Annotated in this window: 15 protein-coding genes; 2 read left to right on the top strand and 13 right to left on the bottom strand. The window is 63.6% G+C overall.

Features of this window, described 5'->3' with window-relative positions; all coding sequences use genetic code 11:
* Nucleotides 1-130: 130 nt before the first annotated feature.
* The 3 genes from GT590_RS12260 to GT590_RS12250 form a co-directional block, all read right to left on the bottom strand.
* Nucleotides 131-1,078, bottom strand: coding sequence for a CtkA family protein (locus GT590_RS12260; RefSeq protein WP_009608794.1), 948 nt, complete (start codon nucleotides 1,076-1,078; stop codon nucleotides 131-133).
* A 101-nt stretch (nucleotides 1,079-1,179) separates the two neighbouring features.
* Nucleotides 1,180-1,812 (bottom strand): 7-cyano-7-deazaguanine synthase, encoded by a 633-nt coding sequence (locus tag GT590_RS12255; RefSeq protein ID WP_114558060.1) that lies wholly within the window; start codon nucleotides 1,810-1,812, stop codon nucleotides 1,180-1,182.
* A complete protein-coding gene (locus tag GT590_RS12250) occupies nucleotides 1,809-2,933 on the bottom strand; it encodes an aldo/keto reductase (protein ID WP_114558061.1) in 1,125 nt (374 codons plus the stop codon). Before GT590_RS12250 ends, GT590_RS12255 begins: the two co-directional genes overlap by 4 nt.
* Nucleotides 2,934-3,269: 336 nt before the next feature.
* On the opposite strand from GT590_RS12250, the gene GT590_RS12245 reads away from it, so the two are divergent.
* The gene (locus tag GT590_RS12245; protein WP_009304810.1) at nucleotides 3,270-5,105 is read left to right on the top strand and encodes an oleate hydratase; all 1,836 of its coding nucleotides are present in this window, start codon (nucleotides 3,270-3,272) and stop codon (nucleotides 5,103-5,105) included.
* A gap of 54 nt (nucleotides 5,106-5,159) precedes the next feature.
* On the opposite strand, the gene ychF is transcribed toward GT590_RS12245, so the two are convergent.
* Nucleotides 5,160-6,224, bottom strand: a complete 1,065-nt coding sequence (gene ychF, locus GT590_RS12240) for a redox-regulated ATPase YchF (RefSeq protein ID WP_009304811.1) — start codon at nucleotides 6,222-6,224, stop codon at nucleotides 5,160-5,162.
* Between the two features lie 1,088 nt (nucleotides 6,225-7,312).
* On the bottom strand, nucleotides 7,313-8,695 hold the full coding sequence (locus GT590_RS12235; protein ID WP_009304812.1) for a sodium-dependent transporter: 1,383 nt from the start codon (nucleotides 8,693-8,695) through the stop codon (nucleotides 7,313-7,315).
* A 514-nt stretch (nucleotides 8,696-9,209) separates the two neighbouring features.
* Here GT590_RS12235 and asnB point away from each other — a divergent pair.
* A complete protein-coding gene (asnB, locus tag GT590_RS12230; RefSeq protein ID WP_161171132.1) occupies nucleotides 9,210-11,159 on the top strand; it encodes an asparagine synthase (glutamine-hydrolyzing) in 1,950 nt (649 codons plus the stop codon).
* 35 nt (nucleotides 11,160-11,194) lie between these two features.
* Here asnB and GT590_RS12225 read toward each other — a convergent pair whose 3' ends face one another.
* From GT590_RS12225 to atpG, 8 genes are all read right to left on the bottom strand, one after another.
* Nucleotides 11,195-11,983, bottom strand: a complete 789-nt coding sequence (locus GT590_RS12225) for a hypothetical protein (RefSeq protein ID WP_114557479.1) — start codon at nucleotides 11,981-11,983, stop codon at nucleotides 11,195-11,197.
* A gap of 41 nt (nucleotides 11,984-12,024) precedes the next feature.
* Entirely contained in the window at nucleotides 12,025-12,867 is an 843-nt protein-coding gene (truA, locus tag GT590_RS12220; protein WP_035577328.1) for a tRNA pseudouridine(38-40) synthase TruA, read from the bottom strand.
* A gap of 195 nt (nucleotides 12,868-13,062) precedes the next feature.
* Nucleotides 13,063-16,524 (bottom strand): DNA polymerase III subunit alpha, encoded by a 3,462-nt coding sequence (gene dnaE / locus GT590_RS12215; protein WP_009304816.1) that lies wholly within the window; start codon nucleotides 16,522-16,524, stop codon nucleotides 13,063-13,065.
* A 160-nt stretch (nucleotides 16,525-16,684) separates the two neighbouring features.
* Nucleotides 16,685-17,155: a hypothetical protein gene (locus tag GT590_RS12210; protein WP_009304817.1), complete on the bottom strand. Its 471-nt coding sequence runs from the start codon at nucleotides 17,153-17,155 to the stop codon at nucleotides 16,685-16,687.
* A 645-nt stretch (nucleotides 17,156-17,800) separates the two neighbouring features.
* Nucleotides 17,801-20,014, bottom strand: coding sequence for an EAL domain-containing protein (locus tag GT590_RS12205; RefSeq protein ID WP_050784804.1), 2,214 nt, complete (start codon nucleotides 20,012-20,014; stop codon nucleotides 17,801-17,803).
* Between the two features lie 254 nt (nucleotides 20,015-20,268).
* Nucleotides 20,269-20,679 carry an ATP synthase F1 subunit epsilon gene (gene atpC, locus GT590_RS12200; RefSeq protein ID WP_009304819.1) on the bottom strand — a complete coding sequence of 137 codons (411 nt, stop codon included), beginning with the start codon at nucleotides 20,677-20,679 and terminating at the stop codon, nucleotides 20,269-20,271.
* Nucleotides 20,679-22,118 (bottom strand): F0F1 ATP synthase subunit beta, encoded by a 1,440-nt coding sequence (atpD, locus tag GT590_RS12195; protein WP_343085337.1) that lies wholly within the window; start codon nucleotides 22,116-22,118, stop codon nucleotides 20,679-20,681. Before atpD ends, atpC begins: the two co-directional genes overlap by 1 nt.
* Nucleotides 22,119-22,130: 12 nt before the next feature.
* Nucleotides 22,131-23,039, bottom strand: a complete 909-nt coding sequence (atpG, locus tag GT590_RS12190) for an ATP synthase F1 subunit gamma (protein ID WP_009304821.1) — start codon at nucleotides 23,037-23,039, stop codon at nucleotides 22,131-22,133.
* Nucleotides 23,040-23,043 lie beyond the last annotated feature (4 nt).

The raw sequence follows: 23,043 nt of genomic DNA, 5'->3' as shown, positions 1-23,043 counted from the left end.
CTTTCGGTTGAGGCAAAGGCGCCGCCGCGCTCGCCGAAGCGGCGCGTCGCGCTTAGCGTCAGTATACGCCGTCGCAAGCCGCGCGCGAAGCCCGGCACGCACCCGCCGCGTGCCCCGGAACGAGCGACGGCTAGCCCTCGCGCTCCACGATGCGCGCGAGCAAAGGGGCGAAGCCTTCGTCGATCCTTCGACGAAGCAGAAGCTTGTGGGAGGCTCGAACGGCCTCGGACATGATAGGCCGTCCGTATGCCTCCGCCGGAACGGAGTCGATGAGCGCGTCTATCCGGTCCATGTCGACGGAGCCCATGAACCGCTTGATCGCCGCATCGAGATCGGGATTGACTGTTTGCGCCATGTAGGAGAAGGGGTGAATGGACGCTCCCCTCCCATCGCCCGAAGGCAGGCGATAGCATGACACGTTCGTCCCGAACGCATCCTGATCTATATCCGACTCGTCGAGCATCCTCCGCCGTGCAAGCGAATCGCCGCGCTTGCCGAACAGCGAACTGCCCAGATCGTACACCGGCGCGAGCTCGTAGGAGAACGACGCGTCCATCAACACGCCCCAGTTACCGTTGCTCCGGCCGGGGTTCTTGATGAACGCGTCCACCACGAACATATCCCAGAAACGCTCGAGCACCCCGGGCACGCTGCGCAGGAGGTCGGATGTCTCTATCGTGGCGAGCACGTCGCCAAGGAAGACGCTCTCGCCGTCCGAGGGAGCCGAATCGAATCCCCCGTCATCGTCGGAAAGGGCGTTCTTGATATCCTTGAACTCGAATAGGCGCTTTCCGGGAAACGTGAAGTCCTTGCACGCGCAGACGATCTTGCCGTTTCGGTAGCCTAGCATCGTCTCATGAACGGGAATGCCGAGCGACGCGTAGATTCGCGCGCCGAGATGCTCGGATACAGGGCTCGACGTGTACGGCGGAAGATTTTTGCCCTGGAGGTCGCGCGTCGTACGCGGATACTTCGCTATCCACGGGACGCCGTCCACGAGAATGCCCTCTTTCTGTCCGGCGCGCCCACCGTAGAAAAGGCCGCTGGCGGGACAATCTCGCAAATCCACGATCTTCATTCTGCAGGCTCTCCTTCGCCGACGATTGATGTCGAATCATCGTAGCACGCTCGACCAGCGCGGCTGCAGCCTACGACGAATCGTCAACCGGCGCGTCGCGCTTACGGGCGCTTCCCACCCGTCACGCCCAGGCGTTCGGCCGTCTCGGCAAGCGCCTGGGCGGTGACGGGGCGTCCCGCGCCCACGTGCACGGCGATGCACGAGAAGCTGGGCTTGTCGGCCGTGAACAGGCCCAGCTCGCGCGACGCGGCGCGCACGTCGTCTTTCGTCATGCCCGCGCGGCGCAGCGGCGACACCACGCCCAGCTCGGCGAGCGCCTGGAAGCCGGGGCGGTTCGCCGGATCGTCCGTGACGTTCGTGCCGTCGGCCAGCACCTCGAAGCCGTCCTCGGCCATGCGCGCGAGGATGGTGGAGAAGATGAACGTCTTGCAGCGGTAGCACCTATCGGGCCCGTTCGCGCAGATCTCGCCCTGCGCCAGCACGTCGGCGTCGACCAGCTCGAAGTCCGCCCCCAGCTCGGCGGCGAGGCGCTTCGCGTCGTCGATCTCGAAAGCGGGCTGGAACGCCGTACGCACGCCGTACGCTTTCACGTCGCATCCGGCGCGCAACGCGGCGGCCAGCAGGAACGAAGAGTCGCACCCGCCCGAGAACGCCACGGCCAAGCGCGGCGTGCGCGCGAAAAACGCGTCGAGCGCCTCGACGCCCACGTCCTGGCCGGAACCCGTCAGCGTCATGCCGGCTTCTTCTCGAACAGCTCGGCGGCGCGACCCAGCTCCTTCACGATCTCGATATGCTGCGGGCACACGCTTTCGCACGCGCCGCACCCGACGCACGCGGACGCGGGGCCGCTCGACGCGTTCCAATCGTAGTTCTCCTGCGCCCGATGCATGTCGTGGAACAGCTCTAGGATGTTGAGCGACGCGAGGGCCGCCGGGATGCGCACGCCCTTCGGGCAGTTCTTCAAACAGTAGCGGCAGTCGGTGCACGGCACGGTGGGCACGCCGTCGAGGATGGCCCGCACGCGCGCCAGCGCCTCGTCCTCCTCGTGCGTCAGCGGATGGAACGAGCGCATGATTTGCGTGTTCTCGCTCACCTGATCGGGCGTGGACATGCCGGACAGCACGGTGAGCACGCCCGGCAGCGATGCGGCGAACCGCAGTGCCCACGAGGGCAGCGACTCGTCCTGGTTCACGGCGCGCAGCACGTCCGCCGCCTCCTCGGGCAGATGCACGAGCGAGCCGCCCTTAACGGGCTCCATCACCACGACAGGCAGCCCGTGGGCGCGCGCAGCCTCGTAGCACTTGCGCGATTCGACGGTTTCGCTCTCCCAGTCGGCGTAATTGATCTGCAGCTGCACGAAGTCCACCTCGGGATGCGCCTCCAGCACCTCTTCCAACACGGCAGCCTTGTCGTGGATGGAGAAGCCCAGGTTGCGGATCAGACCCGCCTCCTTCTTCTCGTGCAGGAAGTCCCACAGGCCGAAGTCGTCGAACAGGCGCGTGCGCTCCTCGCCCAGGTTATGCAGCAAGAAGAAGTCGAAATAACCCGCCCCCGTCTCGCGCAGCGACTTGTCGAACATGGCGCGCGCATGGTTGGCGTTTTTCGCCAGCCACGCCGGCAGCTTCGTGGCAACCTGGAACGATTCGCGCGGATAGCGCTCGACGACGGCCTCGCGCAGCGCCGCCTCCGACCGGCCGTTATGGTAGCCGCGCGCCGTGTCGAAATAGGTGAAGCCCGCGTCCATGAACAGGTCTACCATATGCTTGACCTGCTCGATGTCGATCTCCTTGCCGCCGTCGCCCTCGACGACGGGCAGCCTCATGAACCCGAAGCCCAGCTTCCCGATCTCGTCCATAGATAATCCTCGCTCCCCGACCATGCTCACCCGATCGCGCTCGACACGCGCGGCCGCTCGAACCATCCGACACGCTTCAGCGCATTGTTCGTGATCAGTATACACAAACGGAAAACAAGCCGGCCGCAATCGTTCGAGCGGCAACAAAGCTACGAAGCCGACGCCGAACGCAATGCAAGCCGTTCTGGGTTCTTCGACACCGCGGCATGCGCCAACCCGAACCCCCACGTTACCCCTTCCAAACGAAACCGCATCAGGTCGGTACGCCCTCTTCGCCCTCGGACGCCCCGCATCACAATGGGGGCCGTACCCCCACGTCGAGAGATTGGAGAGCCTGTGTACTATTCCAGCGGAAACTACGAAGCATTCGCCCGCCCGGCAAAGCCGGAGGGCATCGAGGACAAGTCGGCCTACATCGTCGGCACCGGGCTGGCGGGCTTGTCAGCCGCGTGCTACCTGATCAGGGATGCTCAGATGGACGGCTCGCGCGTGCACCTGTTCGAACGCGACGCCGAACCAGGCGGCGCCTGCGACGGGTGGGAGTATCCCCAGCTCGGCTTCACTATGCGCGGCGGTCGCGAGATGGACAACCACTTCGAAGTGATGTGGGACCTGTTCCGATCCATCCCCTCCATCGAGGACGAGAACATGAGCATCCTCGATTACTACTATCAGTTGAACAAGCGCGATCCCAATTATTCCCTGTGCCGCGCAACGGTCAACCGGGGTGAAGACGCCGGCCTCGACAATACATTCAACCTGTCCGACAAGGCGTGCATGGAGATCATGAACCTGTTCTTCACCCCCGAAGAGCAACTCGACGACAAGCCCATAACCGACTATTTTTCCGACGATGTGCTCGATTCCAACTTCTGGCTGTACTGGCGCACCATGTTCGCCTTCGAGAACTGGCACAGCGCGCTCGAGATGAAGCGCTACATCCAGCGTTTCGTCCACCACGTCGGCGGGCTCCCCGACTTCAGCGCACTGCGCTTCACCCGGTACAACCAGTTCGAATCCCTCATCCTGCCCATGGTGAACTACCTGAAAGGCCAGGGCGTGCAGATCCATCTGAACACCGAGGTCGTCGACATCACGTTCTCCAGCACCCCGGAGCGCAAAGTAGCCACCGAGGTGCAGACGATATGCGAAGGGGCCGACAAGACGTTTCACCTCACCGACGACGACCTGCTGTTCATCACCAACGGCAGCTGCGTCGCCAATTCGTCCTTCGGATCGCAAGACGAGCCGGCCCAGTTCAACGCCGTGCTGGAAAAAGGAACCGGGTTCGACCTGTGGCGACGTATCGCACGGCAGGATTCCGCATTCGGGAATCCGGAAAAATTCATCGGCGATCCGGAGAAATCCAACTGGATGAGCGCCACCGTCACGACGCTCGATGAGAAGATCGTTCCCTATATCGAGAGCATTTGCCGTCGCGATCCGTTCTCGGGCGGCGTCGTAACCGGCGGCATCGTTACCGTAAAAGATTCGAACTGGCTTTTAAGCTGGACGTTCAACAGGCAACCCCAGTTCAGAGCCCAGCCCGACGATCAGCTGTGCGGCTGGATATACGGCCTGTTCACCGATGTGCCCGGCAACTACGTGAAGAAAACCCTGCGCGAATGCACCGGCAAGGAAATATGCATGGAGTGGCTGTACCACCTGGGCGTTCCCGAATCGCAGATCGAGGAGCTCGCCGAGAACAGCGCCAACACGGTTCCGTGCATGATGCCCTACATCACGGCATTCTTCATGCCGCGCGCCGCAGGCGACCGACCCGACGTCGTACCTGAAGGCGCGGTGAACTTCGCGTTCATCGGCCAATTCGCGGAAACACCACGCGACACCATTTTCACCACCGAGTATTCCATGCGCACCGGCATGGAAGCCGTCTACACGCTGTGCAACGTCGACCGCGGCGTGCCCGAAGTATGGGGCAGCGCGTTCGACATCCGCGATTTGCTGAACGCCACCACGTTGATCAGGGACGGCAAGCCCATCACCGACATGGAGATGAATCCCCTCGAAAAGCTCGCCCTGCACGAGGGAATCGAGAAGATCAAGGGAACCGACCTCTACGGTCTGCTGGTCGAGTTCGGCGTGATTCCGTCCGATCGCGGCGACGCGCCCGCGCCCGCCACCGGAGCCGTATACCCCGGCATGCATTAGACGTTTCCGTTAAAAACCGAACCCCCTGTTCAAAGGGGGTTCGGAACGAATTCCTTACACGTTGAACTTGAAGTGCATGACGTCGCCGTCCTGGACGACGTACTCCTTGCCTTCCTGACGAAGCTTGCCGGCATCGCGGCAGCCCTTCTCGCCGCCCAGCCCCACGTAGTCTTCGTACGAGGCCGTCTCCGCCTTGATGAAGCCGCGCTCGAAATCGGTGTGGATGACGCCCGCCGCCTGCGGAGCCTTCGCACCGACGGGGATGGTCCAAGCGCGCGTTTCCTGTTCGCCGGTGGTGAAGTACGACTGCAGCCCCAGAAGTTTATACGCCTCGCGCACCAGGCGCGCCAGGCCGCTCTCTTCGAGACCCATGGCCTCCAGGTACTCCTTCGCCTCGGCAGGATCGAGCTCGGCCAGGTCGGCCTCCACCTTCGCGCTGATGGGCACGGGGCGGCAGCCGTCGATCTCGGGCAGATCGGCGTCCAGTTGGTCCTCGTCCACGTTGGCGATGTACAGCATGGGCTTCATCGTCAGCAGGTGCAGATCGTAAATGGCAGCCTGCTCGTCCTCGTCCAGCCCCAACGTGCGGGCGCGGTGCCCCTCGTCCAGGCCCGCGAGCACCTTCTTCGCCACCTCGACCTTCTTGGCGCCGTCCCTGTCGCGCTTCGCCTCTTTTTCCAAGCGCGGCAGGGCCTTCTCGATGGTGGCCATGTCGGCCAGCATGAGCTCGGTCTTGATGGTGTCCACGTCGCTGCTCGGGTCCACCCGGCCCGCCACGTGCACCACGTCGGGGTCGCCGAAGAAGCGCACGACTTCGCAGATGGCGTCCGTCTCGCGGATGTTCGCGAGGAACTGATTGCCCAGGCCCTCGCCCTGGCTGGCGCCGGCCACGAGGCCCGCGATGTCCACGAACTCGATGGTGGCGGGCACGATGCGCGTGGGATGGTCGATGTTCGCCAGCGCGTCCAGGCGCGCGTCGGGCACGGGCACCACGCCCACGTTGGGCTCGATGGTGGCGAACGGGTAGTTGGCCGCGAGGCCGCCCTTGTTCGTGAGGGCCGTGAACAGCGTGGACTTGCCGACGTTCGGCAGACCGACGATACCGATGGATAGCGACATGGAACTTCCTTCTCATACGATGCAGATGTGTCGTCCCATGATAGCAAACTACCTGCGCCCTGCGCGGCCTCCCCTCGCATTCTCCGACGCTTCGGTATCTTTTTCATGCGGAGCACTCGAAGCGCGCCGTCTTGACCGACAGCATGCCGCCCTACGTGCACGGCGGCATACGTCAGCACCCGTCAATGCCGATTTGACGGCGAAATCCCCGCTCTGTGGCAGCAATCGGGCGGTTTGGTAATCCTATCGATTCGCTTTTATTTACGCTTCGAACATCCGACCTGGGAAAACCCCTTCGATCGCGCTCTGCGGGTCCGAGATGCCGCGACCGAGCCCTCGTCGAGATTACCAAACCGTTCGATTTCCGCCGTTCGACTTCGCTTCCGCCGTCATGCCATCTATCGGCGCAAAACCGTTCAGCGCGTCCGTTGCACGGTTTTGCCCGCGATGTTGCACTTCGAGCGCCCTTGGATGCCTCCGCGCCCCAAGACGCGCAACCCGCGACGTTACGCCAGGTCGCGCGAGGTTGGGAGCCGGACAGTCCGAACCGAACGCAACATCCCTGCGAAAACCGATCGCTGCCGCCGTAACGCCGCTTGCAGCGGGATCGCGCCCGAACGAAAACCGGATCCGGTATGCGGCAAAATCAACGGTTTGGCACTACTCGGCATCCCTCGACGCATCTTCCCGAAGGATGCCGAAGCGAAACCCCAGGTCGCATTTCGCCGCCCCCTCGGAATGCCACGCCCGAACGATCCGGCTGTGCCAAACCGTTGAATTTGCAGCACATGACCTTGCAAAAACGCGAAACCGGGCGGCGCGGGGGCCAGGCGTGCAAGGCGCGGACAAGCGAGGTAAGGCGGCCGGAGCTCGGCCAGGCGGAACGGGTTGGTCGAGGCGCGGCCAGGCGGGACGACGCGACCGACGCCTGGTTAGACGAGGCGGCGCGGCCAGGCGAGACGGGGCGGCCGGAGCGGCACAACCGGAACGCACACGAAGCACGAGCCCCATCCGCGCCGCTCGCGCCCGAAACGAAACGGAGCGCCCCGAAGGGCGCTCCGCGCGAATGCCTCGTATGCGCCTGAACGCTAGAAGCTGATGAGCCCGAACGTCTGCGCGACGAACGCAACGAGGATGACCACCACGAGCACCGGCGCCACGTACTTGATGATGACGGTCCAGGCTTTCTCCACCTTGAACTCGCTGGAGATCTTCACCTCGTCGACAATGGCCTTCGGCTTGATGATCCAACCGACGAAGATGCAGGTGAGCAGCGCGACGATAGGCATGATCACCGAGTTGGAGATGAAGTCGAAGAAGTCCAGCAGCGTGGTGCCCTCGCCCATCGGCTCGATGAACGACAAGCCGTTGTAGCCCAGGTTCACGAAGATGCCGGCCACCGCGACCACGCCGATGACGGCGCACAGCGCCTTTTTGCGCGACCAGCCCGCACCGTCCTGCACGATGGAGGTGCAGGTTTCGGTCAGCGAAATGGCGCTGGTCAAAGCTGCGAACAGTACCAGCAGGAAGAACAGGAAGCCCACGACGGTGGCCGCGCCGCCCATGTCGGCGAACACGGTGGGCAGGATGACGAACATGAGCGACGGACCGGAGTTGGCCGCCACGGCCTCGCCCGAGCCCATGGCCACGAACGCGGCCGGCACGATCATGAGGCCGGCGAGGAACGACACGCCGATGTCGAAGCCGCCGATGCGGGCGACGCTCTGCGTGAGGCTGGACTTCTTGTCCAGGTAGGAGCCGTACGTGATCATGATGCCCATGGCCAGCGACAGGCTGTAGAACATCTGCCCGAGCGCGCCGATGACCAGCTCCGGTGAGAACTTGCTGAAGTCGGGCGTGAGGTAGTACAGGGCACCGTCGACGGCGCCGGGCATGGTCAGCGTGTACAGCGCGATGCCTACGGCCATGATGATGAGCGCCGGCATCATGACGAGGTTCGCCTTCTCGATGCCTCCCTTCACGCCCAGCGACACCACGATGAACACGACGGCCATGAACAGGAGCATCCATAAGAAGCTCTCGGTGTTGCTCGAGATGAAGCCCGTGAAGAAGTCGCCGCCGTCGGCCAGCGCCTCCGGGCCGTTGATCAGGTAGGCGGCCGCGTACTTCGTCACCCATCCGCCGATGATGCAGTAGTACGGCGTGATGATGAAGGGCACGGTGGATGCCAGGATGCCGATGAAGGCGTACTTCTTGCCGAACTGCTTGAACGCGCCGATGGCCGACTGCCCCGTCTTGCGACCGAGCGCCGTCTCAAGCAGCAGCAACGATACGCCGAACGTGAACACGAGCACCAGGTAGGTAAGCAAAAACGTGCCGCCGCCGTACTTGGCGGCCAGATAGGGGAAGCGCCACATGTTCCCCAAGCCCACAGCGGATGCCGCCGCAGCCAGAATGAACGCCCACTTGCCCGACCAGGCCGAGCGCGCGTGCGCATGCGTTGAAGCCATCGAAAACCTCCGTTAACGTTCAGTTGGTATTCCCCGGAAAATCCGCTCGCGGAACGCGTCCGCAAAGGATCGGATACGGGCGCCCATCCACGTCGTGCACCTGCGCCGCGATCCAGATGCATCATTATACCGGGAAAACCCTGGTCGCCAACAACGTTTTGCCGAAAGATCCGTTTTGCCAGCAACCGACGCCCGAAGAGGTGCTACGGAAGCGTCCTCCGACGCGCGCACCGCCGCGCGGGAACTGCTTCGCATTCGGACGCCGGTCTCGCCGCTGCCGCACCGAAAGAACGTCCCGGGTCTGCGAACGTGCGCGGCGCTGCATCTTCGCCCGTAAAACACGCCACAGCGCACGAGGCGTGTTTTACGGGCGAAGATGCGTTCCTACGGTGACTACTCGCTGTCAGCTCCCTCCAAATCTGCGGTTTTGGCGAGGGGGCGGGCAGGGCGCTTGGGGGTTGCGGGGCGCTTGGGCTATCATGGTGCGCAGACCAAACGAGAAGGAGAATCATTCATGTGCGGTATCTGCGGATTCACCGGCGCGACCGAAGCCGACGCGCCCACGTTGAAGGCCATGTGCGACATCATGGCGCACCGCGGCCCCGACGGCGAGGGCCAGTACCTTGCCGACGGCGTGGCGCTGGGGCATCGGCGCCTGTCGCTCATCGACCTCGAGAACGGCAGCCAGCCCATGGTGCGCGCCACGGGCGCGCATGACTCCATCGTGACGTCGCCGGCTACGGAAGGCTCCGCCCCCGGATCGTTCACCATCGGCGACTACGCCATCGTGTTCAACGGCGAGATCTACAACTACCGCGACCTGCGAGACGAGCTGGCCGCGGACGGCTGGACGTTCAAGACCGAGTCCGACACCGAGACGCTGCTGGTGTCGTACCTGGCCTGGGGCAAGCTGCTGCTGGACAAGGTGCGCGGCATGTTCGCGTTCGCCATCTGGGACAAGCAGCGCGGCGAGCTGTTCTGCGCGCGCGACTTCTTCGGCATCAAACCGTTTTACTACACCGTGCAGAACGGCGAGGCCGGCCCGCAGTTCATCTTCGCCTCCGAGATCAAATGCATCCTGGAGCACCCCGCCTACGAGCGCGAGCTCAACGAGGAGGCGCTGGAGCAGTACCTGTGCTTCCAGTTCTCGGCGCTGCCCGAGACGTTCTTCAAGGGCATCTACAAGCTGGAGCCCGCGCACTGCATGACCGTGCGCGCCGACGGCACGACGGAAACCGAGCGCTACTGGCGCCCCACGTACGACTTCGACCAGAACCGCAGCCGCGAGGACACCGTGAAGGCCATCGACGCCGCCATGCGCGAAAGCGTGCGCTACCACAACGTGGCCGACGTGGAGGTGGGCTCGTTCTTGTCGTCCGGCATCGATTCCAGCTACATGGCCGCATGCCTGGCGAAGGAGAACCCCGACATCAAGACGTTCACCGTGGGCTTCGCCGAGTACGAAGGCGAGCGCGACGAGATTGCCTGGGCGCGCGAGCTGGCCGACGAGCTGCACATCGAGAACAACTCCAAGCACATCGGCGAAGAGGAGTACTGGGAAAGCCTGCCCCGCGTGCAGTGGCACATGGACGAGCCGTCCGCCGACCCGAGCGCCGTGGCGCTGTACTTCGTCGACCAGGAGGCTGCGAAGAAGGTGAAGGCCGTGCTGTCCGGCGAGGGCGCCGACGAGTTCTTCGGCGGTTACCGCATCTACCAGACGCCGTTCGCCAACGCGAAGCTGTCCTGGGTGCCGAAGGGCCTGCTGCGCGGCGCGTCGAAGGCGGCTCACGCGCTGGGCGTGCGCGGCGCGAACTACCTGGAGCGCGCCAGCGAGACCCCCGAGGACTGGTACTACACCAACGCCAACGGCGTGGCGTTCAGCCCCGAGGAGCGCGCCCGCCTGCTGAAGCGCCCCGTACAGGCGTGCTCGCCGCAAGAGCTGATCGCGCCCGCGTACGCGGAGGTGTCCGACCTCGACGAGACGACCCGCATGCAGTACGTCGACCTCTTCTTCTGGCTGGTAGGCGACATCCTGCTGAAAACCGACAAGATGTCGATGGCCCACTCGCTGGAAAGCCGCGTGCCGTTCCTCGACAAGGAGGTGTTCAACGTCTCGCGCACCATCCCCACCCCGTTCAAGGCGAACGGCGAGCAGACGAAGATCGCCCTGCGCGAGGCGGCCGAGCGCGCCATCCCGAAAGACTGGGCGCAGAAGGAGAAGCTGGGCTTTCCCGTGCCCATGGTGGACTGGCTGCGCCAGGACCGCTACTACAACCAGGTCAAGGAATGGTTCACCGGCGACATCGCGCAACAGTTCTTCAACACCGACGAGCTGGTGCGCCTGCTCGACGAGCACAGGTACAAGATCGACCGCTCGCGCAAGATCTGGATCGTCTACATGTTCCTCATGTGGTACAAGATCTACTTCGTGGACAAGACCGTCCCCAAGAAACCGGCGGCGTAAACGAACGAAGGGCCCTACGGGGCCCTTCGCGTTCGCTAGGCGAGCTTCGACGAGTCAACGGCCACGAGGTGGCCGTGCTCGTCCTCGAAGACGCACAGACCGCCGTCGCGGCTTTCGTACAGGTTGCGAAAACGCGCGAAACGGCGCTGCCGAGGCGGCTTCTCTTTGGGCGCAGCCACGGACTCCGGCTTCGGCTCCGGCTCTGGTCGCGGCTCCTGCTGCGGCTGCGTCGAGGAGGGTTCTTCCGGCTTCGTCGCCTCGACCTGCGCGGCAGGCTCGGCAACGGGCGCAGGATCGACGGGCTCGGGATCGACGGGCAAAGGAGCGGACGGCGAATCGACGCGCGCTACGGCCTCGGCCGCCTCGATGAAGTCGCTTTCGTCGGGATCGTTCTTCGCCACGAGATCGCATTCCGCCTGCACGCCGGCAACCTGGAAATCGGCTTCGCTCGGCTCTTCCACGAAAACCTCCGGCTCGATCGACGGAGCCTCGACGATCGGAGGGCGCCGCCCTTCTCGATCCCCCCGCTCCTCAATGGCGGCCTCGGCAAGCCCGCCCTCCATCACCTCGATGCCCGACGCCATCACACGCGAAGGCGCGGGCGCGGGATCGATGCCCAACCGCGTGTACAGCGAGCGGTTCGTTTGGGCGATGGACACGAGCTCGCGCGCGAGCGCGATGCGCTCGGCCTCTTCGACGCCTTCTTGGAGCTGATTGCCTATTTCGAGCACGCGCGTCCACGAGACGGCGTCCATATCCTCTTTGAGCGATACGATCTTTTCCGCCTCGCGCGCCACGCGCTTTGCCGTTGATGTGCTGAACATGATACGCCGCCTTCGGTTTATCGGAGGCCTATTGTAGCACGTCAGTAGATGACTCGCCAGAATACAAGCCCTTGAGCTGGGGCGTTCTCCCCCGCAACCCGACGATCGCACGCCTCCAGCACCTCGCCCACCCAATCGGCGTCGCGCTGGCCCTTCCCCACCATCACTAGCGTGCCCACGATGGTGCGCACCATGGAGTGCAGAAACGCGTTGCCCACCACCTTGATGGACATGAGGTTCTCGCCCATCACCGTCTCGGGATGGAAGGAAATCTCGCGCACGTTGCGGTGCGTGGGCTTGCCTTCCGCCGAGGCGGCCATGCAGAAGCTCTTGAAATCGTGCTCGCCCAGCAGATACTGCGCACCTGCTTCCATGGCCGTGATATCGAGGCCGCCGGGGACGAACCACGAGAAGTCCTTCATGAAGATGGGGCACGTGCTGTCCACGCACAGGTGGTAGTGATACTCGCGCGCCTGCGCGTCGAAGCGCGCCGAGAAGCCCAGCTTCTTCGGTTCGACCTCGCGCACGGTGATGGCGTCATGCGTGAGCGCGTTGAGAGAACGGCGCAAGCTGGGCAGCGAGCGTCCTGCGATGTCGCGGTCGTCCACGTCGAAGCTGACCACCTGGCCGAGCGCATGCACGCCCGCATCGGTCCGTCCCGCGCACGTGGTTTCCACGTCGCGGCGGAACAGCATGCGCAGGGCATCCTCGAGGTCGCCCTGCACGGTGGTCTGACCCGGCTGACGAGCGAAGCCGCTGAACGGCGCGCCGTTGTACGACAAGGTCAACGCCAGGGTGTGGTCGCGCACGGGTTTATCAGCTGCCGCAGCGGCCGCTGCTTCGCGCTTACGCGCGGTGTTTGGGGTGATGGTTTGCGTATTCATAGCCGACATCATAAACGAACACGCCCCCTCTGCGAAGAGGGGGCGCTATCCGCTTGCCAAATTGTTTAAAAGCGCCGCGAAGCTACGTCGTATCGCGCGTTGCCCACCAAGCGAGTTCCGCACGAGCCGAAGGCCCCTGCGGGGCCTTCGAGCGAGCAGGACTGTTTGAGCGACTGGGCAATGCGCGATACGACGCTACGAAGCCCTCCACACCTGCGAGCCGAACAGATCCTGGATCTCGGAACGCATGACGGGGCTGCGGGAATCCACTGACACGGGCAGTTCGGCGCGGAACTTGCGGCCATCGCTCTGCTGCACGAGCAGAACCACGCCGTCGCGCCCCGGATACGACTTCAAGATGCGGTTGAGCCGCAGCGACTTCGACTGGTCGAAGTCCGAGGACGCAACTTTCAGCTCGAGGTGCGACGGACGCGCATCGGCCTCGTTCAGCTCGATGACCTCCACCTCGAACGCCATGATCTGATTGCCGCGGTCGTTCGCCTCGAACTTGCCCTTCACCTTCACGATGGCGTCTTCCTGGATGGCCTCGGCGTTGTCGTCGTACTTGAAGCAGATGCACTCCACATGACCCGTCGTGTCCTCCAAGGTGAACGTGGCCATCTTCGTGCCGCGCTTCGTCAGCTTCGTCACCACGTTCGAGATCATGCCCACGAACACCGCGGACTTGATCTCCTTCGTGCGCTCGGCCAAGTCTCCCAGCGAGAACTTGGTCATACGCGCGATGGTGCCCTCGTACGGGCGCAGCGGGTGGTCCGAGACGTAGATCTTCATGATCTCCTTCTCGAACGTCAACAGCTGGCGCTTCGGCCACTCCACGCCGTCCGGTTCCGGAACCTCCTCCTCGAAGCCCGAATCGGGATCGTCGCCGAACAGGTCGAACATCGACACCTGACCGCTCTCACGATCCTTCTGGCGCTTCGAGGCGCTTTCCAGCAGCGGCGTCTCGTCAACGAAGTACATGAGCTGCTTGCGCGTGTAGCCCGTCGAGTCGAACGCCCCGCCCTTGATGAGCGCTTCCAGCGTCTTGCGGTTGTAGCATTTCGCGTCCAGGCGGTTCACGAAGTCGTGCAGCGACGTGAACGGCCCGTTCGCCTCGCGCTCCTCGATGATGGCCTCGGCCACGTTCGCGCCCACGCCGCGCACGCCCACCAGGCCGAAGCGCACGCCCTCGTCGGTGGGCGTGAACTCGGCGTTGGACGAGTTGATGTCCGGCGGCAACACGGGAATGCCCGAGTGGTTGCAGCTTGCGATGTAGCGGATCAAACGGTCGGTGTTGCCCATGTAGGACGACAGCACGGCCGCCATGAAGTCGTTCGGGTAGTGCGCCTTCAGGTACGCCGTGCGCATGACCAGGATGGCATAGGCGGCCGAGTGCGATTTGTTGAACGCGTACTTAGCGAATTTCTCCGCGTCTTCCCAGATCTGCTTCGCGATTTCCAGCGGATAGCCGTTCTCCACCGCGCCGGTGTTCCAGTCTTCCTGCAACGCGCGCATGACGTCGAGCTTCTTCTTGCCCATAGCCTTGCGCAGCTTGTCGGCCTTGCCCGCCGAGAAGCCGCTCATAGCCATGGATATCTGCATGATCTGCTCTTGGTAGACCATGGTGCCGTACGTCTCCTCCAGGATGGGGCGGAGGCGCTCGTCGTAGTAGTGGATGGAGGTCTTGCCGCTGGCCACCTTGATGTAGTCCTCGACCATGCCGGATTCCAGCGGGCCCGGACGGTTGAGCGCGATCGAGGCGACGATGTCGGAGAAGCGCGTGGGAGGCAGGCGCGCGAACAGGCTGACGTACAACGCGCCCTCCACCTGGAACAGGCCGTCCATATTGCCGGACTGCATGAGCTTGAAGGCGCCCTCGTCGTCGATGGGGATGTCCTCGGGAATCACCTTCGTGCCGAAGCGCTGCTCGATATTGCGGCACGCGATGGTGAGCACGTCGAGCGTGCGCAGGCCGAGGAAGTCCATTTTCAGCAGACCTAGCTCGGGCGTGTAATGGCCGTCGTACTGGGTGATGATGCCGCCGCCCTTGGTGTCGCGCTTCATGGGCACGTGATCGGCCATGGGGTCGCGGCAGATGATGGTGGCGCACGCGTGCACGCCCTCGCCGCGCACGTGGCCTTCGATGGACAGCGCGGCGTCGATGACGGCCTTCACGTCCTCTTCGGTCTCGTAGGCCTTCTTGAGGTCGGGGTTCGTGGCCAGCGCCTTGTCGATGGTGATGCCCAGCTCGTCGCCGATCATCTTCGTGATCTTGTCGCCGGTGCTGTACGGGTAGTCCAGCACGCGCGCGGCGTCGCGCACGGCGTTCTTGGCCTGCAGGGTGCCGAACGTGATGACCTGCGACACGTGATCCTCGCCGTACACGTCCTTGATGTGGTTGATCACTTCTTCGCGACGGCCCTGCTCGAAGTCGACGTCAATATCGGGCATCTCCACGCGCTCGGGCGACAGGAATCGCTCGAACAGCAGGCCGTTGGACAGCGGGTCAAGCGCGGTGATGTCCATGGCGTACGCCACGATGGCGCCTGCGGCCGAACCGCGGCCCGGACCCACGCCGATGCCCTGGCTGCGCGCCCATTCGATGTACTCCTGCACGATGAGGAAGTACGCCGGGAAGCCCTGCTGGATGATGATGCCCATCTCGTAGTCGGCGCGCTCCTGCGCCTCCTGAGGAACAGGATTGCCGTAGTGCTTGACCAAGCCCTCCTGCACGCGCTTGCGGAAGTAGCTTTCCTCGGTCTCGCCCTCGGGCAACGGGAAACGCGGAAGGATAGAGTCGCGCTCCAGCACCACGTTCACCTTCTCGGCCACTTCCACCGTGGTGTCGCAGGCCTCGGGGAAGTCCTTGAGGGCCTCGCGCATCTCCTCCTCGGTCTTCATGTAGAACTGGTCGTTCTCGAAGCGCATGCGGTTGGCGTCGTTGAACGCCGCGCCCGTGCCGATGCACAGCATGTAGTCCTGGGCGCGCGCGTCCTCGCGCGTGAGATAGTGGAAGTCGTTCGTGGCGATGGTCTTGAGGCCGGCGGCCTTGGCCACGTCGGTCAGCATGTGGTTGAGCTCGGTCTGTGTGAACCCGGCATCGGTGCGGATGCCCTGGTTCTGCAGCTCGATGTAGAAATCGCCCGGTTCGAAGCAGCTGGCGAACTTCTTGGCCCATTCGACCGCCTCGTCTACCTGGCGGTTGTCGAGCAGCTTCGGAATGATGCCGGCGATGCAAGCCGACGAGCCGATGATGCCCTTCCCGTACTTCTGCAGCATGCTGAAGGTGGTGCGCGGCTTATAGTAGAAGTTGTCCACGTGCGACTCGCTGACCAGCTTCACCAGGTTGTGGTAGCCCTCGTTCGTCTTGGCCAGCAGCAGCAGGTGGTACAGCTTCGGCTTCGTGTCCTTGCGCAGCTCTTCGTCGGTGGTGAAGTACACCTCGCAGCCGTAGATGGGCTTCACGCGCTTGCCCGTCTCGGCTTCCACCTTGTCGCACATCTCGCACAGCTGCGGAACGCCCGACATCACGCCGTGATCGGAGATGGCCACCGCGGGCATGTCGAGGTCGGCGGCTCTCTTCACCATGTCGTAGATATGAGTGTGGCCGTCGAGCAGGGAATATTCGGTATGGTTGTGCAGGTGGACGAATGCCATATCTTGTGCCTCTTGTCAGTCATGGATGCGCGTCGTGGTATCGATGACATTCTAACAGCATTCGTCGTAAAGCGCCGTCTTCAAACAGCGAACAAACGATGGTTTTTGCGCGAACGCCGCCCGCAGCAGCAGGCGGCGTTCGCAGCGCTCGATCCGCCGCTTACGAGACGCCCGATATGACGCCGCCGCGTATCTGGCAGCCGACGAGCTTGGACTCGCAGTACACGCTCTCGACGTTGAGCGCCCGCCTGACCTTCTCGATAAGGTCGAGGATGGCCTGCTCGTCGCCGTGGGTGCTGTCGAACACGAGCGTGTCGTTCTGCACGACGGTCCCGTCCTCTTTGGCGAAGCCTCCTTCGGCCTCGTACACGGTATAGCCCGACCCCGCCTCGATGAACAGCGGGATGGCGATATCCTTCGCCTCCTCCATGGTGAGCTCCTGCTTGCCGGTGTCTTTGTCGGTGAGGCCGAAGTACAGGCAGTACACCACTTCCTGCCGATCGGTCACGCCGTTGACGAGCGGCTGCGCAGCATCGTCGGACGCCTTCGAAGCGCAGCCCGCGCACAGCACGGCGGCAAGTGTGCCGGCGCACAGGCACGCGCCCAGCTTCTTCCACGTTCTTGCGTTCATACGAACCCCTTTCGTTTAGGATTCGATCTATTGTAGGACGCACCGCTTCGCTCGCGCGCACCGAGTCGTGCCAAAATCGCGCATAACCTGCCCGATTTCGCACGACTCGCCGAGCGCTCGCGCATCCTTCCCCACCTTGGGCGCAAATCGACTCCCATGACAATATCCGGCGGGATCGGACCCTCGGAAGGCGCAGGGGGATTTCGCCACCAGGGATTTTGCATGCCTTCGCGGCGGTAGGCTTCAAAGGAATTGTCATAGGCATCGATTCGCGCCCAAACCGAAAGACTGCGGGAGCCCGACAGACTCCCGCAGGGCGCCGGTAGAGGCTCGACGGCGGAAACGGCGTCGAGGTAAAAATCGAACGGTTTGGTAATCCCACTGATTCGCTTTGTTTTACGGTTCGAGTATCCGACCTGGGGAAACGTTCCCAATCGCACTCGGCGGACTCGAAGCGCCGCAGCCGGGCTCCGCCAGGATTACCAAACCGTTCGATTTTTACCTCGACGCGTGCATTTCGCCGTCAAGCCGGTGTCGGCGGGTGCTGGGGTCGTTCGAGCCCTTAGCCTCGAGCAGACGACAGAAATCCCCGATTGCGCGAAGATCGACGCGCGCCGCCCTCGCATCGCGGCTCCGCAGGGTTCCCTATTCCCCTTCGCCCTCCGTCAGATAGCGCTCGGCTTCGTCCAGATCGATGTACATGCCCTGGGTGACGGGCCGCCCGTCGATGCCCGGAAGATTGCATTGCCGATACAGCACGCGTGCGACGGAGCCGTCGCGCCTGATGAAACGATAGGAGAACGGCTCCGACTCGCCGGTCTCTATCATCTCGACGCTCTTCTTGTACAGATGGTCGAGATCGTCGGGATGCACGATCATTCGAAGGTTGGCTCCAACCTCTCCGTAAAACTGCTCCTTCGTGTAGCCGAGGATGTCGAACATAGCTTGATTCATATAAGTTATCAGCATGTCGCCCGACAAATCGTAGCGAATGATGCCCACGGGCACGACCCCGTAGAATTGATCGAGCGCGGGGCCTTCGTCCAACCGCTCCATATCCATTGCCGCCATCTGCAAGGATCTATGCGAATGCCCCGAACGGTTGACTCGGTCGATCTTCATCTTGGTCAGAAGGACGCCGGCATCAGTTGCCAAACACGACGCACCGAAGTAGAAGACGCCCTGGTAGTCCACGTCTCCGGTGAACACCGCTTCGCCGCTCACCGCGACGAGGTCGCCGGACAGCTCGTTCACCGTGATGGCCTTGTACGCGATGGAGAGCTCCCGGCCGCTCATCGCGCGCTCGAGATGCGCGCGCACCGCGTCGATGCCCGAGAAGCAGCCCTCCTCGAACCGATCCTGCCACTGCACGTCGTCGAAGCAGCAGTCTGCGAACGCATCGAGATCCTGCCTTACGAAGGCATGATCGAACAAGCGCACGATGAACGACCGCGCATCCTCTTTGCGCAGCGGCGAGCGCTTCTGGGGCTCGTGCGCCAGGGCGCGTTCCAGCAAGCCGCCGAACGAAGCCTCGTCGACCGGGCGGCTGAAGAAGAAGCCTTGGGCAATGTCGCACCCGATGCCTTTCACGAACTCGACCTGCTCGGCGGTTTCGATGCCCTCGCAAACCACGACCAGACCCAGCACCTTGGCGATGTTCGCCATCGAGTACACCACGGTCGCGTTGCGGAAGTCGGAAAGGTCGCGCTGGAAGAACAGCTGGTCGATCTTCACTTCGTCGATGGGCAGGTTCTGCAGCATGCCCAGCGACGAGTACCCGCTGCCGAAATCATCCATGGCCACGCTGAAACCGTGCTCGTGCAGCCGCTTCACTTGGCCGATCACGGTGTCGAAATCCTCGACGAACGCGCTTTCCGTGATTTCCGCGCACAGATACGACGGAGGGACGGCGTAGCGGTCGACGATGCCTTTCAACGTGTCGGCGAACGAGTCGTCCAAGAAATGCAAGCGCGAGAAGTTGCAGTTCAGCGGCACGATGACCGCGCCCTTGTCGAGACGGTCGCGCAGGAAGCGGCAGCACTGCTCGAATATGGCCAGATCGAGGTCGACGATGGCGCCGCTGCGCTCGAGCGGCGGGATGAACACGGCGGGGCTGACCAGGCCGCGCGACGGATGCCGCCAGCGCGCGAGCGCTTCGGCCCCCACGATCCGGCCGTTCGAGGGCCTGAACAGGGGCTGGAAGAAGGCTTCGAACTCCCCGCGTTCGAGCGCATCGCCGATCTCGACGGACAGCTCCATCGAAAGCCGCATATCCTCCCGCAGACGCGCGAATTCCGCATCGTCGGTCTCGAACGCGTAGCGGCGGCTCCGGCCGAGCTGCTTCGCCTTGCGCAGCGCCACCTCGGCTTGATGGATGAGGGCCGCCGGCGTCAAGGCAGCTTCCCCGTCCCACGACACGACGCCCGCGCCGGCGGTCAGGCTGACGGACGTGGATTCCCCGGAAGGCCCTTCCCCGTCGATGGTCAGGCGCACGGAGAGCAGATCGCTCGTGAGGCCGTCCAGGACGTCCCGGTCGGCGCCGTCGACGATGGCGAGGTACTCCTCGCTGCCCACGCGTCCCACCATCTCGACGCCGGTCGAGAGGCTCGTCTGCAGATAGCGTCCGAACCGGGCTATGATCGCGTCGCCCACCGCATAGCCGTACGCGTCGTTGAACGACCTGAAATTGTCGATATCGATGACGATGAGGCTGAACGGACGACCCTTCTGGGCAAGGCACCGCTCGATACGACGCTCCAAGCTCGTACGATCCGGCAGCCCCGTCAGCGCGTCATAGCCGTCTTCCTCGCCCTCGATCTGCACGCATCCGGAGGATTCAAAGGACTTCCGACGACTCACGAGCGCTCTCCTTCATCTTTGCGCCGCAGCCCGTCGGCGCACAACGATTTCCCCCTTATCATACCACTCTCGAATCCGAACCTCTCGCATTGTCCGAGACCATCCCTCTTCGGGACGCCAACGCCTCGAAAACATAGCCGGAAAAAAGGAAGAGCCCCGTGCGGGGGCTCTTCCACATCTTGCTCGTCAACCGCAGCGCATCGGCCGTTGCGTTGCCAAGCGACCGAAGCCGCGCGTCTTCGAACGCGTCCGCCTTAAGCCGCTTTGGCGACCCTCAGCTGAACGTCGCACCACGCCTTATCGGCTGCGAGCGTCGTCTTGCGAGCCTCCTCTTCGGAGAGTCCGGACAGCTGCTCCTCGATGCCGGCCAGCTGCTCGCGCACCTGCTCGACATCGATGTCGGCCGCAGGCAGCGCACGATCGGCCAAGATGATGACCTTGTCGTCCGTCACCTCGACGTAACCGCCCTGCAAAGCGTAATGCACGGTCTCGGAGGCGCCGACCGCCTTCACGCGCGCCTCGCCGTCAGCAAGCACCGACACGAGCGGAGCATGGCCTTTCAGAAAGCCCATCTCGCCTTCGACGCCGGGCACGACGACGAGCTCGACCTCATCAGAGACCAGCTTCGCCACCGGCGTCACGATGTCGCATATGAACCCAGCCATTACGAGGCCTTCTTCATCTCTTCGTACGCAGCGTACACGTCTTCGATGGAGCCCTTCATGCGGAAGCACTGCTCGGGGATCTCGTCGCACTCGCCGTCGAGGATGGCGGCGAAGGAGCGGATGGTGTCCTCAAGCTTCACGTACTTGCCCGGCAGGCCCGTGAACTGCTCGGCCACGTGGAAGCACTGGCCGAAGAACTGCTGCGCCTTGCGGGCACGGTTCACGATCTTCTTCTGATCCTCGGACAGCTCGTCCATGCCGAGGATGGCGATGATGTCCTGAAGGTCCTTGTAGTTCTGCAGCAGCTCCTGGATGCCCACGGCCACGCGATAGTGCTCCTCGCCGACGATCTGCGGGTCGAGCGCGCGGGAGGTGGACTCCAGCGGGTCGACTGCCGGGTAGATGCCCAGCTCGGAGATCGAACGGGACAGAACCGTCTTCGCGTCGAGGTGCGTGAACGTCGTGGCCGGCGCAGGGTCGGTCAGGTCGTCGGCGGGCACGTACACGGCCTGCACGGACGTGATGGAGCCGGTGGACGTCGACGTGATGCGCTCCTGCAAGTCGCCCATCTCGGTTGCCAGCGTCGGCTGGTAACCCACGGCAGAGGGCATGCGGCCCAGCAGAGCGGACACCTCGGAGCCGGCCTGCGTGAAGCGGAAGATGTTGTCCACGAACAGAAGCACGTCCTGGCCCTGATCGCGGAAGTACTCCGCCTCGGTGAGGCCCGCGAGACCCACGCGCAGACGCGCTCCCGGAGGCTCGTTCATCTGACCGTACACGAGGCAGGTCTTGTTGATGACGCCCGAGTCGCTCATCTCCAGGTAGAGGTCGGTACCCTCGCGGGTACGCTCGCCCACGCCCGTGAACACCGACGTGCCGCCGTGCTCCTGGGCCAGGTTGTTGATGAGCTCCTGGATGATAACCGTCTTGCCCACGCCGGCGCCGCCGAACAGACCCGTCTTGCCGCCCTTGACGAAGGGCTCGACGAGGTCGATGGCCTTGATGCCGGTCTCGAAGATCTCGGTGGTAGTGGACAGCTCGTCGTAGTCCGGAGCCGGACGGTGGATGGGCATGTAGCCCTTCACCTCGGGCATCGGCTTCTCGTCGACGGGCTCGCCCATGACGTTCCAGATGCGGCCCAGGGTCTCGGGACCCACGGGCATCATGATCGGGTTGCCCGTGTCGACGACCTCGAGGCCGCGGACGAGACCGTCCGTCGAGCTCATGGCCACCGAGCGGACAAGGTTGCCCGGCAGGTGCGTCTCGACCTCGAGCACGAGGTGCAAGTCGCCCGCCAGGGTCTTGGCATCAACCGTCAGCGCGTTGTAAATCGCCGGCAGCTGATCAGGGGGAAATTCGACGTCAACGACAGGGCCGACGATACGCACGATGCGACCGGTAGCGCCCTTGCTGGCCTCGAGCTCCTCCTTCGTAAGCATTTGTTCAGCCATTTAATCCTCCAAAGCCGCTGCGCCACCGACGATCTCGGAAATCTCCGTCGTGATAGCGCCCTGGCGTACGCGGTTATACAATCTAGTCAACGTTTCGAGCACTTCGGTAGCGTTGTCCGTAGCCGACATCATGGCGTTGCGGCGCGCGCCCTGCTCGGCAGCGGCCGAGTCGATGAGCGCATGGTACAGCGTCGTGCGCACATACGCCGGCAGCAAGCGGTCGAGTACGGCCTCGGCGCTGGGCTCGAAGATCACGTCGCCCTCGAGCTTCGCCTCGCCCGCTTCCTGTTGCACGCCTTCGGCGGCCAGCTCGGCATCGAGCGCAGCCGTGTCCACGGGCAGCACGAGCTCCGTGCGCAGCACCTGCTCGGCAGCGTTCTTCGAGTGGTTGTACACGACAAACACCTCGTCGATCGTGCCGTTCTCGTATCCGTCGATGGCGTACGCCGCGACGGACGCGGCCTCCTCCACCGTCGGATCGGCAGAAAGGTCCGTGAACCCGAGCACCGGCTCCACCTTGCGGTAGGTGAAGTACCCGACGGCCTTCTTACCGCAGGCGACGACCTGGACGGACGCGCCTGCGGCCTGCTTTTCCTTCATGAGACGCTCGACGTGCCGCAGCACGTTGCTGTTGAAACCGCCGGCAAGGCCGCGGTCCGACACAACCACGACGAACAGCACGTTCTTCACTTCGTCGTGCTTGCGCAACAGCGCGTTATCGGAGCCACCTACACGCTTGGCAACGTTGGCCAACATTTCGACCATGGATTCGGAGTACGGCGTCGCAGCCGCCACGCGCTCTCCAGCGCGGCGGATCTTCGCGGCCGCCACCATCTCCATGGTGCGCGTGATCTGCTTCGTCGAAGAGACGGAGCCGATACGCCTTTCTATGTCGTGAAGGTTGGGCATAGTC

The organism is Eggerthella sp. BIOML-A1, from assembly GCF_009875595.1.
In the GTDB taxonomy this organism is placed as follows: Bacteria; Actinomycetota; Coriobacteriia; order Coriobacteriales; family Eggerthellaceae; genus Eggerthella; species Eggerthella lenta.
This window is presented reverse-complemented; position numbering and strand designations above follow the sequence as displayed.

Bases quoted from the DNA above. Each gene is read 5' to 3' on its own strand.
- truA (WP_035577328.1), bottom strand. From the start codon at position 12,867: ATGAATACGCAAACCATCACCCCAAACACCGCGCGTAAGCGCGAAGCA.
- GT590_RS12255 (WP_114558060.1), bottom strand. From the start codon at position 1,812: ATGACGCTGACGGGTTCCGGCCAGGACGTGGGCGTCGAGGCGCTCGAC.
- GT590_RS12235 (WP_009304812.1), bottom strand. From the start codon at position 8,695: ATGGCTTCAACGCATGCGCACGCGCGCTCGGCCTGGTCGGGCAAGTGG.
- ychF (WP_009304811.1), bottom strand. From the start codon at position 6,224: ATGTCGCTATCCATCGGTATCGTCGGTCTGCCGAACGTCGGCAAGTCC.
- GT590_RS12210 (WP_009304817.1), bottom strand. From the start codon at position 17,155: ATGAACGCAAGAACGTGGAAGAAGCTGGGCGCGTGCCTGTGCGCCGGC.
- atpG (WP_009304821.1), bottom strand. From the start codon at position 23,039: ATGCCCAACCTTCACGACATAGAAAGGCGTATCGGCTCCGTCTCTTCG.
- atpD (WP_343085337.1), bottom strand. From the start codon at position 22,118: ATGCTTACGAAGGAGGAGCTCGAGGCCAGCAAGGGCGCTACCGGTCGC.
- atpC (WP_009304819.1), bottom strand. From the start codon at position 20,679: ATGGCTGGGTTCATATGCGACATCGTGACGCCGGTGGCGAAGCTGGTC.
- dnaE (WP_009304816.1), bottom strand. From the start codon at position 16,524: ATGGCATTCGTCCACCTGCACAACCATACCGAATATTCCCTGCTCGAC.
- GT590_RS12250 (WP_114558061.1), bottom strand. From the start codon at position 2,933: ATGGACGAGATCGGGAAGCTGGGCTTCGGGTTCATGAGGCTGCCCGTC.
- asnB (WP_161171132.1), top strand. From the start codon at position 9,210: ATGTGCGGTATCTGCGGATTCACCGGCGCGACCGAAGCCGACGCGCCC.
- GT590_RS12225 (WP_114557479.1), bottom strand. From the start codon at position 11,983: ATGTTCAGCACATCAACGGCAAAGCGCGTGGCGCGCGAGGCGGAAAAG.
- GT590_RS12260 (WP_009608794.1), bottom strand. From the start codon at position 1,078: ATGAAGATCGTGGATTTGCGAGATTGTCCCGCCAGCGGCCTTTTCTAC.